Below are 16,763 nucleotides of genomic sequence, written 5' to 3'. Positions count from 1 at the left end.
TTAGGACAGTTCCGTTCCCAAGCGTGCGGCACCCTGGCACCATGCTGGAAACCTCCGCGCGGCTGCTGAGACTGCTGTCCCTGCTGCAGACCCCCGGCGCATGGTCCGGGACCGAGCTCGCCGAACGCCTCGACGTCAGCCGCCGCACGCTGCGCCGCGACGTGCAGCGGCTGCGCGACCTCGGCTATCCGGTCCACGCGACCCAGGGCACCGCCGGCTACCGGCTCGGGCCCGGGGGCCGGCTGCCGCCGCTGCTGCTCGACGACGAGGAGGCCGTGGCCGTCGCGATCAGCCTGCGCACCGGGGCCGACGGCTCGGTCCTCGGGGTCGAGCAGGCCGGTCTGCGCGCCCTCACCAAGCTGGAACAGGTCCTGCCCGCGCGGTTGCGGCACCGCGTCACCACCCTGCACGGCGCCACCGTCCGGGCCGGCGCCGTCCCGGCCCCCGCGGTGTCCGCGGACACCCTCATGACCATCGCCGAGGCGTGCCGCCGGCACGAGCGGCTGCGCTTCGAGTACACCGGCCCCCGCCTGGGCACCTGCATCCGCTCGGCCGAGCCGCACAGCCTGGTCAGCTTCGGCCGCCACTGGTACCTGGTCGCCTGGGACACCGACCGGGACGACTGGCGCACCTTCCGCGTCGACCGGCTCGTCCCCCGCACTCCGGCAGGTCCGCGGTTCACGCCCCGTGAACTCCCCGGGAACGACGCGGCCGGCTACGTGGCCCGCCGCCTGTCGGCGCAGGCCTGGCCGGTCCGGGCGACCGTCACCCTGCATGCATCCGCCACCGCGGTCGCCGGCCGCGTCTGGCCGGGGATGGGAGTCGTCGAGCCCGTGGACGAGCACAGCTGTCTGCTGTACCTGGGAGCCGACACCTGCCGTGATCTCGCCTGGATGATCACCTCGGTCGACACCGACTTCACCCTCGTCGACGCCCCACCCGGACTCGCCGAGGCCCTCCACGCCCAGGCCACCCGCTGCCTCGCCGCCATGGATCCGGCCCGGACGCCTCCCCCGGAGGGTGAAAAACACCGCGGGATCACCCCCGCGCACCGGGGGCGGGCGCCGCTCCCCGCTGCCGACGGGCCGGAGAGGTTAGAAGATGGATTATGAGCGTCTTCCTGGGACACCTCCGGCGTGTGCTGCCCGGCTCGGCCAAGCGCGCCTCCGCCGCCTCCGGAGCCCCCCGTTCCGAAGATCGCCAGGAACCCCGGGAACCCCAGGAGCACCCCCAGGCCTGGGCGAGCAGGGTCCGCAAGCCGCAGCGGCTGTCCTCCCTCCTGAGCGCGCGCAGCGTGGCCGGCGAGGTGTTCCTCCTCCAGCTCGTCGTCGTGGTGCTCCTGGTCGCCGCGGCGGTGGTGGCGCTCGTGGTGCAGGCCCGCAGTGACGCCATGCTGGACGCCCGGCACCGTACGCTCGCGGCCGCCGGCACCTTCGCGGAGTCCCCCGGCATCGTCCCCGCCCTGCGCAGTCCCGATCCGAGCGCCGTACTGCAGCCGAGCGCACAGGCGGCGCGGAAGATCGCCGGGGTGGACGGCATCAACGTGTACACGCTCGACGGGGTCACCATCACCCACAGCGACCCGCGGCAGATCGGCAAGCGCGTGGTCGGCCCGTTCTCCAGGGCGGCGGCCGGCAAGTCCTTCACCGAGACGTTCAAGGGCTCCCTGGGGCAGTCGGTGGTCTCGGCGGTCCCCGTCAAGGACCCCCAGGGCCGGGTCATCGCCGTGGTGGCGTCCCCGGTCACCGTCTCGAACGTGCAGAGCATGGTGAACCGGCAGCTGCCGGTGGTCATCGGCACCGCCGCCCTCGTGCTCGCCCTGTCCGCCGGCGGGACGGCCCTGGTGAGCCGTCGGCTGCTGCGCCGGACCCACGGCCTGGGGCCGGCGGAGATGACGAGGATGTACGAGCACCACGACGCGGTGCTGCACGCGGTGCGGGAGGGCGTGCTGATCGTCGGCGTCGGCGGGCGCCTGTTGCTGGCCAACGACGAGGCGCGGCGGCTCCTGGAGCTCCCGGCCGACGCGGAGGGGCGCCCCGTCACGGAGCTGGGCCTGGAGGAGGGGATCGCCACGTCGATCGCCTCGGGCCGCTCGGCCACCGACGAACTGCACACGGCGGCCGACCGGCTGCTGGCCGTCAACATCCGGCCCACCGCACCCTTCGGGCAGGCGGGCACCGTGGTCACCCTCCGGGACACCACCGAGCTGCGGGCGCTCTCCGGCCGGGCCGAGGTGGCCCACGAGCGGCTGAAGCTGCTCTACGACGCGGGGGTGCGCATCGGGACGACCCTGGACGTGGAGCGCACCGCGGGGGAACTGGCCGAGGTGGCGGTCCCGAGGTTCGCCGACATCGCCTCGGTCGACCTGCTGGACCCGGTGCTGCACGGCGACGAGCCGCCCGAGCCGGGTACGGAGATGCGCCGCACCGCCGTGGTCGCGGCGCAGAACCCGCATCCCCTCTATCCCGTCGGCGAGCTGATCCGGTTCGTCCCGACCAGCCCGATGGCGATCGGGGTGGCGGGAGAGCACGCGGTGCGGGTGGCGGACCTGCGGGGCACCCGCGACTGGATGGCCCAGGACCCCGCCCGGTCCCAGCGCATGCTGGACCAGGGCGTCCACTCCGTCATCGCCGTCCCGCTGCGGGCCCGCGGGGTGCTGCTGGGGATGGCCGGCTTCTGGCGGGTGGGGCCCTCCCCGGCGTTCGAGGAGGAGGACGTGTCCTTCGCCGAGGAGCTGACGGCCCGGGCGGCGCTGTCCATCGACAACGCCCGCCGCTTCACGCGCGAGCACACCATGGCCGTCACGCTGCAGCGCAGCCTGCTGCCGCGGGGCGTGCCGGACCAGTCCGCGGTCGAGGTCGCCCACCGCTACCTGCCCGCCCAGGCCGGGGTGGGCGGGGACTGGTTCGACGTCATCCCGCTGCCCGGCGCCCGGGTGGCCCTGGTGGTCGGCGACGTCGTCGGGCACGGTCTGCACGCCGCCGCCACCATGGGCCGGCTGCGCACCGCCATGCACAACTTCTCGACGCTCGACCTGCCGGCGGACGAGCTCCTGAGCCACCTGGACGAACTGGTCGCGCACATCGACACCGACGAGGGGGCCGGCGAGCAGGAATGGCAGGGCCTGACGGGTGCCACCTGCCTGTGCGCCGTCTACGACTCCGTCTCCGGGCAGGTGACCGCCGCGACGGCCGGGCATCCGGGGCTCGCCGTCGTCCACCCCGACGGAACGGTGTCCTTCCCCGAGCTTGCGGTCTCGCCGCCGCTGGGGCTGGGCGCCGGGATGCCCATGGAGACCGCGACGGTGACCGTGCCCGAGGGGGCCCAGCTGGTGCTCTTCACCGACGGGCTGCTGGAGAACAGCGACCGGGACGTCGACGCCGCCCTGGCCGTGCTGGGCGCGGCCCTGGCCGGGCCCGCCCGGACCCCGGAGGAGACCTGCGCCGCGGTGATCGGCGCGATGCTGCCCAGCGGGCAGAGCGACGACATCGCGCTGCTGGTCGCCCGCACCCGCCGGCTGGATCCGGACCGGATCGCCGAGTGGGAGGTGCGGTCCGATCCGGCGGCCGTGTCCCCGGTGCGCAACGCCTGCGCCCGCCGGCTGGCGGAGTGGGGCCTGGAGGACATCGCCTTCACCACCGAACTCATCCTCAGCGAGCTGATCACCAACGCCGTCCGCTACGGATCGCAGCCCATCCGGGTGAGGCTGCTGTACGACCGCAGCCTGGTCTGCGAGGTGTCCGACGGGTCCAGTACCTCCCCGCACCTGCGCCGGGCCGAGGACACCGACGAGGGCGGGCGGGGTCTGTTCCTGGTCGCCCAGTTCGCCGAGCGGTGGGGCACCCGCTACACCGACCGCGGCAAGATCATCTGGAGTGAGCAGGCCCTCCAGGCGGAATCGTCCGCGGACGGGGAGGACCTCGGGGCGGCTCTGCTCGCGGCGTGGGACGACGAGCCCTTCTGACCCCGTCGCGGGCCGTTCCCGGGAGTTCGGCGGGAGTTCCGCGGAGTTCCCGGGGAGTTCCCGGGGGCACTGCGGTACGTCGGGCGCAGGACGGGCTGCGGCGCGACCCGCCGGGACTGCGCTGTCGCGGCTGACGCACGTACGCTGGCCTGGATCAGTACGTGCCGCCCGTTATGGAGCCTTTGTGCCCGCACCTCGTCTCCGGACAGCCGCCGTCGCCGCCGGCCTCGCCCTCGCCGCGGGGCCCCTCGGCGCCTGCGGGGACAGGCCCCCCGAACCGCCCCGGGCGCCCGCGGTGGCCACCTCCGCCGCGGACGCGGGCGGTATGGCGGCGCTGACCGCGGCGGCGAAGAAGGAGGGGGCGCTCAACACCATCGCCCTCCCGCGGGACTGGGCGAACTACGGGGCGCTGATCGACGGCTTCGAGAAGAAGTACGGGATCGAGGTCGCCGTCGAGAACCCGGAGGGCTCCAGCCAGGACGAGATCGACGTCCTCAAGGAGCACAGGCGCGACGGGACCGCTCCCGACACGATCGACGTGGGCGGCACCTTCGCGCCGTCCGCGGCCCGCCAGGGTCTGCTCACCCCGTACGAGGTCGCCCCGTGGGACGACATCCCCGACGAGCAGAAGGACCCGCGGGCCCGCTGGTACAACAACTACGGCGGCTACGTCTCCATCGGCTGCGACGCCAAGCGCGTCACGACCTGCCCCGCGACCTTCGCCGACCTGCGCAAACCCGAGTACAAGGGCCAGGTCTCCCTCAACGGCAACCCGACGAAGTCGGGCTCCGCCTTCGCGGGCGTGTACGCGGCGGCCCTGGCGAACGGGGGCTCCTTCGACAACATCCGGCCGGGCATCGACTTCTTCGCCGAACTCAGCAGGAACGGCAACTTCATCCCGGTCGAATCGACCCCTGCCACCATCGAGAAGGGGCAGACCCCGATCAGCATCGACTGGGACTTCCTCAACCTCGCCTACGCCGACGAGTTCCGCAGGAAGGGCGCGGACGTGGACTGGCGGACCTCCATCCCCTTCGACGGCAGCTTCGCGCAGTACTACGCGCAAGGCATCAACAAGGACGCCCCGCACCCCGCGGCGGCACGGCTGTGGCAGGAGTACCTGTTCAGTCCGGAGGGCCAGAACCTCCGGCTCGGGGCGTACGCGCGCCCCGTCCTGATGGAGTCCATGAGGGAGAACGGCACCCTCGACAAGAGCCTGGCGGACAAGCTGCCCACGGTGGAGGGCACACCGGCGTTCCCGACGGAGGAGCAGCAGGCGAAGGCGGGGCGGACCGTCGACCGGAACTGGGCCGACGCCGTCGCGGGCTGACGGCCGCGTGAGGAGCGCACATCGATGACCGAACAGCGGAGCGTGGACTTCTGGTTCGACCCCGTCTGCCCGTACACGTGGATCACCTCCAGGTGGCTGGTGGAGGTCACCAAGGTGCGGCCGGTGACCGTCCACTGGCGGGTGATGAGCCTGTCGGTGCTCAACGAGCACCGGGACGACAACCCGGAGGGCGAGTGGGAGGACTACATGTGGGCGCCCGTGCGGGTCTGCGCCGCGGTCGAGGAGCGGTTCGGCCGGCGGGCGCTCGGTGACCTCCTCACGGCGATGGGCACCCGCTTCCACCTCCAGGGCGACTGGGGGAACCTGACGGGGGCCCTGGCCGATGCCGGACTGCCGGAGGAGATCGCCGAGGCCGCCGGTTCCACGCAGTACGACGCGGCCGTCCGGTCCTCGCACGCGCAGGCCGTCGCGGTGGCCGGCGGCAGCATCGGAACCCCGGTGGTGTCGGTCGTCCTGCCGGGCGGCGAACGGGTCGGCTTCTTCGGTCCGGTCCTCTCCCCCGCGCCCACGGGGGAGGCGGCCGGCCGGTTGTGGGACGGTCTGCTGCTGATGGCCGGGGTTCCGGGCTTCTACGAGGTCAAGCGCACCCGTACCGGGGAGCCCCGGTTCGAGCCCACCGACTGAGGCGGGCGCCCGGGCTGCGGGGTCGGCGGCACCGCCCTACGCTGATCCGGTGACCGGCCGCACCGGAGGCAGGGCGTCACCCGGCGCCACCCGGTGGCGGTCCGAGGGAGGTGACGCCCGATGTCCGCACCCCGGGCAGCAGCCGCGCTCCGCCGCGGGGCTGCGGGAACCGTCTGTCTGATCGTGTTCGCGGGCGCCGGCACGGGCACCGCACTGGCCGACGACAACGGCATGGCCGACAAGAGCGCGCAGGCCATCGCCGACGCCTCGCGCAAGGCCATGTCGGAGGTCACCTCCATGCGCATGGTGGCCAAGGTGACCGAGGGCTCGGGCACCACCGGGCTGGACATCCGCTTCGACGAGGCGGGCAACTGCGTCGGCAGCGTCACGCCGCCCGGCGGGTCCGGCAGGGCCGACGTGATCAAACGCGGCAACGACGTGTGGATGAAGCTCGACGACGCTCTGCTGCGGGCGCAGGTCCCGCCCGCCGCGGCCGAGGACGCGATCGCGCTGATCGACGGCCGCTACCTGCACGGCACCACGGACAACATCATGCTGCGCGACTTCGCCCAGTTCTGCGATCTCGACTACTTCAAGTCCGAGTTCTCCTCGAAGCCGGCGAGCGAGCAGCTGACGAAGGGCGCGCGCACCAGCGTCGACGGCCGTCCGGCCATCACCGTCACCGGCAAGCGCGGCGGGGACACCGGCACCTACCAGGTGTCCACTCAGGACGAGCCGTACCTCCTGCGCATCCAGGGCGCCAAGGCCTCCGGCGAGCGCGTGGCCGCCACCTTCTCCGCCTTCGACGAGCCGGTCCGGCCCAAGCCGCCCGCGCCCGCCGACACCGTCGACCTGTCCGAGCTCCAGTAGCGCACCGCGCGAAAGGGACCACCATGATCACCACTGACTTCGCCGCGGGCGCCCCCTGCTGGATCGACCTCGGCGTTCCCGACGTGCCCGCCGCGGCCGCGTTCTACGGGGCCGTGCTCGGCTGGGACTACGAGTCCATGGGCGGGGGCGAGGACGGCGAGGACGGCGAGGACATGGAGGGCGGGATGTTCCGGAAGGACGGGAAGGTCGTCGCCGGACTCGGCAGGCTCACCGAGGAAGGGGCCCGCCCGGCCTGGATGATCTACTACAGCGTGCCCGACGCCGACGCCGCCACCGCGGCCGTCGAGCGCGCCGGGGGCACGGTGCGGGTCGCGCCGAGGGACCTCGACGAGTGGGGGCGGATGGCCCAGTACAGCGACCCGCTGGGCGGCCAGTTCGCCGTCTGGCAGCCGGGGATCAGCAAGGGCGTCGAGCTGGTCGACGAGCCGGGCTCGCTGTCGTGGACGGAGTTGTACACGAGCGACGCGGCGGCGGCCAAGGACTTCTACGGCGGGGTCTTCGGCTGGTGGTTCAGCGACATGGAGCTGCCGGGCGGCGGAGGTACGTACGCCCTGGTCACGCCGGCCGGACAGCCCGCGGAACGCATGCACGGCGGGGTGATGGAGCTGCCCGCCGAACACCTGGCCACGGCGGGCGGGCGGCCGTACTGGCACCCCGTCTTCGCCGTCACCGACTGCGACGCGGCGGTCGCCGCGGTCACCGGGAACGGCGGCAGCGTGCAGATGGGGCCGGAGGACGCCGAGGGTGTCGGGCGGCTGGCCGTCTGCCTCGACCCGGCGGGCGCGGACTTCGTGGTGCTGGCCCCGTCGTCGGGCTGACCCGGAGCCCGGAGGCCGTGCGCAGCCGGAGCCGGGAGGGGTCAGACCCGGGAGCGGTACGCCCGCATCGCGAGCGGGGCGAAGACGATCGCGATGCCCGCCGCCCAGATCAGGGACCACATGATCGGCTCGCCGGCGGGGGTGCCGAGGAGCAGTCCGCGGAAGGCGTCCGACAGCTGGGTGACGGGATTGACGTTCACCCAGGCCTGGAGCCAGCCGGGCATGGTGTCGACCATCACGAACGCGCTGCTCGTGAAGGTGATCGGGAAGATCAGCGTGAAGGCGAAGACCTGTACCTTCTCCGCGTCGCCGGCCAGCATCCCGATCAGCACCGCCGTCCACGACATGGCCGCGGCGAAGACCAGCAGGAGCAGCAGTCCGCCGACGAACCCGGCGGCGCCGCCGGTGATCTCGAAGCCCAGGAGGGTGCCGAGAGCGATCATCAGGAGCATCGCCCAGAGCTGTTTGGCCAGGTCGGCCGTGATGCGCCCGAGGAGCGGCGCCGAGCGGGCGATGGGCAGGCTGCGGAGGCGGTCGAAGACGCCCTTGGTGAGGTCGGTGTTCAGCGCCATGGCCGTGTACATGCTCATGAAGAGCGTGTTCTGGACGATGATCCCGGCGAGCGCGTACTGGAGGTACGCCTGCGGGGATCCGGCCATCTGCCCGCCGAAGACGAAGGTGAACAGGAAGACGAACATGATCGGCGAGATGCTGTAGTCGACGAGCTCCAGCGGGTTGTGCTTGACGGAGACCAGGCTGCGCCAGGCGAGCGTCGCGGTCTGCCGCAGGGCCGCCAGGGGGCGCACGCGGCCGCTGCCGCCGAGAGTTCCGGTCGCGGGGGCGGAGGCGGTGGTCATGACAGGCTCCCTGCGGTCGCGTACTGCTCGTCGTCACCGTCTTCGTCGCCGTCGCCCGCGGTGGTCCGCTGCTGCGCCCGGTGGCCGGTCAGGACCATGAACACCTCGTCGAGCGACGAGCGCCGCAGGGTCAGCTCGGCCACCGCGATGCCCGCCCGGTCCAGCCGGCGCACCACGCTCGGCATCAGCTCCGGGTCCTTGACGGGCACGGTGATCGCGTCGCCGTCGATCTCGGCCAGGGGGCCCGCGGTCTCGGCGAGCAGGGCGTGCGCCGGGGCGAGGTCCGCGGCCCGGGCCGGCCGCAGCTGCAGCACCTGGCCGCCGACCTGCGCCTTCAGCTCGTCGGGAGTGCCGTCGGCGATCACCGTGCCCTTGTCGATCACGACGATGCTGTCGGCCAGCCGATCCGCCTCCTCCAGGTACTGCGTGGTCAGCAGCACCGTGACCCCCTCGGCGACGAGGCCGCGCAGCATGTCCCACACCTCGCCGCGGCTGTGCGGGTCGAGCCCGGTGGTCGGCTCGTCGAGGAAGAGGATCCGCGGCCGCCCCACCAGGCTCGCCGCGAGGTCCAGGCGCCGCCGCATGCCGCCCGAGTACGTCTTGGTGGCCCGGCCGGCCGCCTCGACCAGCCGGAAGCGGTCGAGCAGCTCGGCGGCCCGGGACCGGGCCGCACCGCGCGGCATGCCGAGCAGCCGCCCGATCATCAGCAGGTTCTCCGTGCCGGTCAGGTTCTCGTCGACGGCGGCGTACTGGCCGGTGAGCCCGATCGACGAACGCACCCGGCCGGCCTGGCGGACGACGTCGTACCCGGCGACCTCCGCGCGGCCCTCGTCGGGCTGGAGGAGGGTGGCGAAGATGCGGACGGCGGTGGTCTTGCCCGCGCCGTTGGGTCCGAGCAGGCCGAGGACGCTGCCGGCGGGCACCTGGAGGTCCACGCCGGCCAGTGCGCGGGTCTGCTTGAAGCGCTTCGCCAGGCCTTCGGCCCGGATCGCGTACTGCATGGAGATCACCCCGGACGGGAGGTACGTGCTGCTGTCACTTCCCTCAACTGTGACGCACGCCACTGACATTGTCCGGCCGGGCGGACCGCCCGGCCGGCGCGGGCCGGTGCCGCCGGCCGGACAACGGAGAGGCCAGATCCCTCCAACCCCCTTGCCTGGGTGGCGGCCCGGCGGCGGAACGGCGGGCGCGCGGGTCGCGGACGGCCGATTCTTCGGTGTCAGGTACACCTGACCGATCGGGGAAGACCGTGTACGAGCACATGGCCGGGCCGAGCACGCCGGCCGGGATGAGAGGGTCCGCCGAGCGGGCCGAGAGCGCGGCGCGGGTCGTCGCCTGGCTGGCCGCCCGCGACGAGGCCGAGCAGGCGCTGCGGGAGGCCCTGGGGCGGCCCCCGAGCCAGCGCGACGACACCGTGGCACGGATGGCCGAGGCTCTGCGGGCAGCCGCCCAGGGACTGGAGGAGCCGGCGATCGCCGTGGCGGCCGGGGTGCCGGAGCGGATGCTGCGCGGGTGGCTGGAGCAGGACGAGGCGTTCGCGGTGGCACTGCGGGCGGCGCGCGCACTGGCCGCGGGACACGGCCTGACGGCGGACGGCGGTGCCACGCCGGCGATGCTGCGGGTCGTCCTGGACGCCGTGGGGCGGGGCGCGGCCTGGCCGGTGGCCGGCCGGCTGGCCGGCTTCTCCGTCCGCCGCTTCAACCGGCTGCGGCGGACCACTCCCGGAGTGGAGGCGCTGCTGGAGGCGGCCCAGCGGATGCGCTCCCGGACGGCGCGGGAGGCCCGTACGGGCCGCGGCGGGCGCGTCGCGCACCCCGCCGAGGGCAAGGCCCCGGCGGGCGACCGCCGTTACCGCCTCGTGCAACTGGACGATCCGCTGCTCTCCCCCACCGGGAACCGCTCGCATTAGGTTAGGCTTACCTAAGTCAATTGGGGGTGGCGACGACCGGCCGCCCCGTGCGAGGGGGACCCCGGTCATGGACCTGTCCAACGTCACGCCCTATCCGATGCCCGACGAGGCCGCGCTCCCGCCCTCGTCACACGCCTGGACCGTCGAACCCGGCCGGGCGGCCCTGCTGATCCTCGGCATGCAGCCGCAGTTCCTGCGGTCGTTCCCGGCGACCGCGGCGCCCGGCGGCGAGCTGCTCGCCAACGCCGCCGCGCTGCGCCGGGAGGCCCGGGCCCGCCGGGTACCCGTCGTCTTCGGCCACGCGCCGGGGGCGGGCCCCGACCCCGACGACCCGCTGGTCCCCGAACGCGGCGACCACGTGATCACCTACGTCCGCGAGAACGCCTTCCTGCGCAGCCACCTGCGCCGCGTCCTCGCCCTCACCGGCCGCGACCAGTTGCTGCTGTGCGGCCTGTTCGCCGCGGGCGGCGTGCTGCTCACGGCGGCCGACGCGCGGATGCACGGCATCCAGCCCTTCGTGGCGGCGGACGCCGTCGCCGACGTCGGCCCCGAGGACCACGCCCTCGCCATCCGCTGGACCGCCGCCCGGTGGGGCGTGGTCCGCACCACCCGAACCCTCATCCAGGAAATGGCAGGCCCATGACGACCCCTCCCCCCGCACCGGCCCGCCCTCCCTCGGCCACGGCCGCCCACGACCGGCGCGGGCAGGGGCGGGCGCGCACGGTGATCGAGGCGCTGCCGTGGCTGGAGCACTACCGGGACCGCACGGTGGTGGTGAAGTTCGGCGGCAACGCGATGGTCGACGAGGAGCTCAAACGGGCGTTCGCGGCGGACGTGGTGTCGCTGCGGTACGCCGGGCTGCGGCCGGTCGTGGTGCACGGCGGGGGACCCCAGATCAGCTCGCTGCTGCGGCGGCTGGATCTGGAGGTGTCCTTTGCGGCGGGGCTGCGGGTCACCACCCCCGAGGTGATGGAGGTGGTGCGGATGGTGCTGGCCGGCCAGGTCCAGCGGGACCTGGTGGGGCTGGTCAACGAGCACGGCCCGTTCGCCGTCGGCATGACCGGCGAGGACGCCCGCACGCTCACGGCGGTGCGGCGCCCGGCCCTCGTCGACGGGCGCGAGGTGGACATCGGCCTGGTCGGGGAGGTGGTCTCGGTGGACCCGGACACGGTGCGGGCCCTGCTGGACCGGGGCCGCATCCCGGTGATCTCGCCGGTGGCCCGCGGCACGGACGGGCAGGTCTACAACGTCAACGCCGATCTGGCCGCGGCGGCCCTGGCGGCCGCCCTGGGCGCGGAGAAGCTCGTGATGCTGACGGACGTGGCGGGGCTGATCCCCGACTGGCCGCGCGGCACCTCCGTGGTGGACCGGCTGACCGCGGCGGAACTGGCCGCCCTGCTGCCGTCGTTGGACGGCGGCATGGCCCCGAAGATGGAGGGCTGCCTGCGGGCGGTCCGCGGCGGGGTGGCCATGGCGCACGTGCTCGACGGGCGGGTGCCGCACTCGCTGCTGCTGGAGGTCTTCAGCGACACCCCGGTCGGCACCTGCGTGGTGCCCGACCCCTGATCGGGCGCCGAAGGAGGGCCCGGACGGCTACCCGCGGGTAGCCGTCCGGGCTCCAAGTCGTCCGGGCCGGGCACGCGTTGGGCGGGCGGTCGCCGGGCGCCCCCGCGCCGGGAAGCCGTCCAAACGAAAGGCCGACCGCATCCAACGGGACGCCCTGAAAGCGGGATTCCCCAGGGCGCGTACGAGCCACCGCCGGCCGCGGCCCGCACCGCGCCGCGAGACCCGCGACGCCGGCCCCGATGCCCGGATTTCCCGGCCTTCCGGGATCTCCGGCGGCCGATTCGCGCCGCTCGGGACGGCCGGGGCGGCGCCCGCCGGGGCGCGCACCCGGCCCGCGGCCCGATCTTGCCCCTGAACCAACCTCCGGGAAAGCTACGGCGGTTGGCGGTTCGCCATGCCTTCGGCCGGGTGACCTGGGGTGACTTGACACACCCCGAACGATCAGTGACGTTAGGTCAGCCTTACCTAAGTAGCCAGGTAAGTCCGAGGAAGGATGGGCATGTCCGCACCACATACGCACACCGGGTCCGGGGACCGGTTCCCCGTCGTCCGGGACCTGGTGGGCATCGGCTTCGGCCCCGCCAACCTGGCCCTGGCGATCGCCGTGGCCGAGCACAACGCCCGGCGGTCCGCCGACGAGGCGGTCCTGGCGGCGTTCGTCGAGCGCCAGGAGGCCTTCTGCTGGCACCCGGGCATGCTGCTGGACGGCGCCACCATGCAGGTGTCCTTCCTCAAGGACCTGGTGACCCTCCGGAACCCGGCCAGCCCGTACAGCTTCCTGCAGTACCTCCAGGAGCACGGGCGACTGCCGGACTTCATCAACCAGAAGACCTTCTTCCCCACCCGGGTCGAGTTCCACGACTACTTCCGGTGGTGCGCCGAGGACTTCGCCGCGCAGGTCTCCTACGGCACCGACGCCACCCGGGTGGCCGCGGCCCGCGACCTGCCCGGGACGGACCCGGACGCCCTGGAGGTCCTGGAGGTCCACCACCGGCCGGCCGGCACGGACACCGCGGGCACGGACACCGCGGGCCCGGACACCGCGGGCCCGGACACCGCCGGCGGGGCGCCCCTGTACGCGCACAACCTCGTGCTCGGCACCGGACTGCTGCCCCGGGTCCCCGAGGGCGTGAGCCGCGGCGAGCACATCTGGCACACCAGCGAACTGCTGCACCGCACCCGCTCCCTGACCTCGCTCACGCACCGCCGGTTCGTGGTGGTCGGCGCGGGCCAGTCGGCCGCCGAGGCCGCCGAGCACCTGCACCGGACCTTCCCCGAGGCCGAGGTGTGCGCCGTCTTCGCCCGTTACGGCTACAGCCCCGCCGACGACAGCCCCTTCGCCAACCGGATCTTCGACCCGGCCGCCGTGGACGACTTCTACGCCGCGCCGGAGGAGGTCAAGGACAAGCTCCTCGGCTACCACGCCAACACCAACTACTCGGTGGTGGACGGGGACCTGATCACCCAGCTGTACCGGACCGTGTACCAGGAGAAGGTCTCGGGCACCGAACGGCTGCGGATCCTGAACACCAGCGAGGTCGCCGACGTCCGCGAGGAGGCGGGCGGGGTCCGCGCCACCGTCCGCTCGCTGATCGACGGAACCGCCGCCGAACTGCACTGCGACGCCGTGGTGTACGCCACCGGCTACGGCGCCCCGGACCCGCGCGACCTCCTCGGCGACCTGGTCGAGGAGTGCCTGACCGACGGCCGCGGGCGGCTGCGGATAGGCCGCGACCACCGGGTCCTCACGACCCCGCGGCTGCGCGCCGGGATCTACCTCCAGGGCGCGGGCACGGAGCACACCCACGGCCTCACCTCCTCCCTGCTCTCCACCCTGGCCGTCAGGTCCGGCGAGATCTGCGACTCCCTGCTGCTGAGCGGCGCGGAGCGCGCGGTGCGGACCGGCCGCGACCGGCTGGCGGCGGCCGCCGCCGGAGCCGCCCCCCGTCCCTCGGGAATCCGGAGCTGACACGTGTCCGCCACCTCTTCCCCCACCCCGGCCGCACCGGCCGCCCCCTCCGCGCCCGCGGTGCCCGCCGCCGGCGCACCGGACGCCGTACCGCTGACCGCGGCGCAGACCGAGTTCCTGGCGGCGCAGTCCGCCGCTCCCGGGTACGCCGGGCACAACGTCGGCCAGTACGTCGAACTCGCCGGGCCCGTCGACACCGAGGCCCTGCGGGACGCGGTGGCCGCCGCCCTCGACGAGGCCCCCTGGCTGCGGTTCCGGCTGACCCGGGGCGACGACGGCCCCCGGCAGTCCCCCGTGCGCTCCCCGGGACGCCCCCGGCGGCCCGCCCTGCTCGACACCTCCGGCGCCGCCGACCCGGTGGCCGCCGCGCTGGGCCTGGTCCGCGGCCAGCTCGCCTGCCCGCCCCGGCTCGACCTGCTCACCGATCCGCCGGCCCCCGGGGACGTTCCCGACCTGGCCGGGAGCGTGCTCGTCACGGTCGGCCCCGGGCACCACCTGCTGGTGCAGTTCTTCCACCAGCTCGCCGTGGACGGACACGGGCTCGCCCTGCTCAACCACCGCATCGCCGAGCTGTACACGGCGGCCGTGCGCGGACGTCCCGCCGGGCCGTCGCCGTTCGCCCCGGTGACCGCGCTCGTCGAGGCGGAGAGCGCGTACGCCGCCTCCGCCGAACGCCGCTCCGACCTGGCCGCCTGGACCCGCCACCTGGCCGGGGCCGCGCTGCCCGCGCCGCTGCGCGGGCGCAGCGCGCCGCCCGCCGACACGGCACTGCGCCGTACCGTGCTCCTCGACGCGGCCGACACCGCCGCCGTCGAGACCGCCGCCCGGAGCGCGGGCGTCACCTGGGGCGAGGCCGTGCTCGCGGCCACGGCCGCGCACACCACCGCGCGGACGGGGGCGGCGGAGGCGCTGCTCGCCGTGTACGCGGCGGCCCGTACGGCCCCCGGCACGCTCCGGGTCCCGGCCGCGGCCGTGAACATCCTGCCCGTACGGATCGCGGCCGGACCGGCCGACACCTTCCGGGACCTGCTGGCGCGGGCGGCCGCGGAGACCGCGTTCCTGCGGCGGCACCAGCGGGTGCGCGGCACCGAGGTGGCGCGGGCCGTCTGGCCCGCCCACGCCGGTGCCCGGGTGCCCGGGCCGCTGGTCAACCTGCGGCCGTTCGAGACCGAGCTCGACTTCGCCGGGGTGCCCGGCCGGGTCGTCAGCCTGGCCTCGGGGCCGGTGGACGACCTCGCCGTCTCGGCCTCCCGCTCCCCCGAGGGCCTGCTCCGCCTCGATCTGGACGCCAACCCCGCACTGTACGAACCTGCCGAACTGGAGTCCGAGGCGGCCGGGTTCGCCGCACTGCTCGCCGGACTGGCCCGGCGGCCGCGCACGCCCGTCGGGCGGATCACCGCCGTCCGGCCGGGCGGCGACGCCCCCGCGCCGTCCGGTGCGGCGGCGGACGCCGTGCGACCGGTGCCCGTGCCGGCCGGGGACCACGAGGCGGGTCCGCTGACCCTGCTGCCCGCCGCCCACCGGCTGCGGGAGGCACCGGGGCCCGCCGAAGGCGCCCACGAACACGTCCTGCTGGAGGTGCCGGCGGGGCTGCGGACGGCTCCGCTGCGCCGCGCCCTGACCACGCTGGCGCGCCGCCACCCGGCGCTGCGCCTGGCCCTGCACCGGGCGCACGGCGTCTGGAGCCAGGAGGTCCGGACGGCCGCTGAGGCGCCCGCCGTCACCGACGCGACGGCCCTGCGCCGCTACCCGGTGGCGGGCCTGGCGCCCGACGCCCGGGACCTGCTGGTCACCGCGGCGGCGCGGGCGGCCGGGGACGCGCTGGATCCGGCGGCGGCCTCGGTGTTCCGGGCCTCCTGGTTCGACGCCGGTCCGGCGGAGCCGGGCAGGCTGCTGCTGACCGCGCACGCCCTGTGCGTCGACGACGTCTCGTGGCAGCTGCTGCTGGCGGAACTCCCCGTGCTGTACGGCTGGTTCGCCGGCTCCGGCGGCGCACCGGAGGTCCTCGGGCGGCCCGGCGGGCTGACCGCCTGGGCCTCCGGACTGGCCACCGCGGCCCAGTCCCCTGCCCGGGTGCGGGAGTTGCCGTACTGGACCGAGCTGGCGGACGGACCCGCGGCCCGGGCCTGGCCCGCGGCCGAGGGCGGTCACCGGATCGTCACCCGGTTCGAGGTGCCCGCCGGACCGCCGGGGCCGCACCCGGTCGACGTGGTGCTGCTGGCCGCCCTGGCCCGCACCGCCGCCGGACGGCCGCGGCTGCACGACGGTGCGCGGCTGCCCGTCGAGCTGGAGCTTCCCCGTCCGGGGGCGGCCCCCCGCACCGCCGGGCGGCTGTCGACCGTGCACGGGGTGCGGCTGCCGCTGGACCCCGACGGCCCGGAGCCCGTACGGCGGCTGCTGGCGGCTGTCCCCGACGGGGGCCGCGGCCAGGAGCAGTTGCGCCACCTGAACCCCCAGACGTCGGCGCTGCCGGCCGGCACCCCCGGCCGCGGCGTCGCCTACCGCAGGCGCGCGGCCCTGCACGCACCGGACTCCGCCCCCGGCTGGGGCCCGGCCCCGGACGGGGAGTGGGCCGCACTCGGGGCGCTGCGCGGCGATCCGCCGCTGACCGGGCCCGTGGAACTGACGGCGACGGTCGCTCCGGGTCCCGGCGGCGGCCACCGCGTGAGCGTGCACTGGCGCTGGTCCACCGCCCTGTTCGACGCCTCCGAGGCGGCCGGACTCTCCGAGGCGGCGACCACGCTGGCGGCCCGCTTCGCCGCACCCGCCGGCTGAGCGGGCCCCGTCCCGCCGTCCGGCACCGATCCATCCACC

The 16,763-nt window shown here is 74.8% G+C and carries 13 protein-coding genes; 11 read left to right on the top strand and 2 right to left on the bottom strand.

Translation table 11 applies throughout. From position 1 onward, the window contains the following. Positions 1-41 precede the first annotated feature (41 nt). From AB0O53_RS00490 to AB0O53_RS00465, 6 genes are all read left to right on the top strand, one after another. Positions 42-1,112, top strand: a complete 1,071-nt coding sequence (locus AB0O53_RS00490; protein ID WP_350991883.1) for a helix-turn-helix transcriptional regulator — start codon at positions 42-44, stop codon at positions 1,110-1,112. Next, entirely contained in the window at positions 1,109-3,964 is a 2,856-nt protein-coding gene (locus AB0O53_RS00485) for a SpoIIE family protein phosphatase (protein WP_365192393.1), read from the top strand. Before AB0O53_RS00490 ends, AB0O53_RS00485 begins: the two co-directional genes overlap by 4 nt. A 184-nt stretch (positions 3,965-4,148) precedes the next feature. After that, positions 4,149-5,294 (top strand): ABC transporter substrate-binding protein, encoded by a 1,146-nt coding sequence (locus AB0O53_RS00480; protein ID WP_350991879.1) that lies wholly within the window; start codon positions 4,149-4,151, stop codon positions 5,292-5,294. Positions 5,295-5,318: 24 nt separating this feature from the next. Beyond that, a complete protein-coding gene (locus AB0O53_RS00475) occupies positions 5,319-5,939 on the top strand; it encodes a mycothiol-dependent nitroreductase Rv2466c family protein (protein ID WP_365192390.1) in 621 nt (206 codons plus the stop codon). 120 nt (positions 5,940-6,059) lie between these two features. Beyond that, positions 6,060-6,809 carry a hypothetical protein gene (locus AB0O53_RS00470; RefSeq protein ID WP_350991875.1) on the top strand — a complete coding sequence of 250 codons (750 nt, stop codon included), beginning with the start codon at positions 6,060-6,062 and terminating at the stop codon, positions 6,807-6,809. 23 nt (positions 6,810-6,832) lie between these two features. Then, positions 6,833-7,648, top strand: coding sequence for a VOC family protein (locus AB0O53_RS00465; protein ID WP_365192388.1), 816 nt, complete (start codon positions 6,833-6,835; stop codon positions 7,646-7,648). 41 nt (positions 7,649-7,689) lie between these two features. On the opposite strand, the gene AB0O53_RS00460 is transcribed toward AB0O53_RS00465, so the two are convergent. Both AB0O53_RS00460 and AB0O53_RS00455 read right to left on the bottom strand, forming a co-directional pair. Further along, entirely contained in the window at positions 7,690-8,505 is an 816-nt protein-coding gene (locus tag AB0O53_RS00460) for an ABC transporter permease (RefSeq protein WP_350991871.1), read from the bottom strand. Then, positions 8,502-9,506, bottom strand: a complete 1,005-nt coding sequence (locus AB0O53_RS00455; RefSeq protein WP_365192386.1) for an ATP-binding cassette domain-containing protein — start codon at positions 9,504-9,506, stop codon at positions 8,502-8,504. Before AB0O53_RS00455 ends, AB0O53_RS00460 begins: the two co-directional genes overlap by 4 nt. Positions 9,507-9,793: 287 nt before the next feature. Here AB0O53_RS00455 and AB0O53_RS00450 point away from each other — a divergent pair, with 287 nt between their 5' ends. From AB0O53_RS00450 to AB0O53_RS00430, 5 genes are all read left to right on the top strand, one after another. Continuing rightward, positions 9,794-10,414, top strand: coding sequence for a hypothetical protein (locus AB0O53_RS00450; protein WP_365192384.1), 621 nt, complete (start codon positions 9,794-9,796; stop codon positions 10,412-10,414). A gap of 67 nt (positions 10,415-10,481) precedes the next feature. After that, positions 10,482-11,057 carry an isochorismatase family protein gene (locus tag AB0O53_RS00445; RefSeq protein ID WP_350991865.1) on the top strand — a complete coding sequence of 192 codons (576 nt, stop codon included), beginning with the start codon at positions 10,482-10,484 and terminating at the stop codon, positions 11,055-11,057. Beyond that, the gene (gene argB, locus AB0O53_RS00440) at positions 11,054-11,980 is read left to right on the top strand and encodes an acetylglutamate kinase (protein ID WP_350991863.1); all 927 of its coding nucleotides are present in this window, start codon (positions 11,054-11,056) and stop codon (positions 11,978-11,980) included. Before AB0O53_RS00445 ends, argB begins: the two co-directional genes overlap by 4 nt. A 499-nt stretch (positions 11,981-12,479) precedes the next feature. After that, a complete protein-coding gene (locus AB0O53_RS00435; protein ID WP_365192382.1) occupies positions 12,480-13,949 on the top strand; it encodes a lysine N(6)-hydroxylase/L-ornithine N(5)-oxygenase family protein in 1,470 nt (489 codons plus the stop codon). 3 nt (positions 13,950-13,952) lie between these two features. Then, the gene (locus tag AB0O53_RS00430) at positions 13,953-16,724 is read left to right on the top strand and encodes a condensation domain-containing protein (RefSeq protein WP_365192380.1); all 2,772 of its coding nucleotides are present in this window, start codon (positions 13,953-13,955) and stop codon (positions 16,722-16,724) included. Positions 16,725-16,763 lie beyond the last annotated feature (39 nt).

This window comes from Streptomyces erythrochromogenes (genome assembly GCF_040684695.1).
In the GTDB taxonomy this organism is placed as follows: domain Bacteria; phylum Actinomycetota; class Actinomycetes; order Streptomycetales; family Streptomycetaceae; genus Streptomyces; species Streptomyces erythrochromogenes_C.
This window is presented reverse-complemented; position numbering and strand designations above follow the sequence as displayed.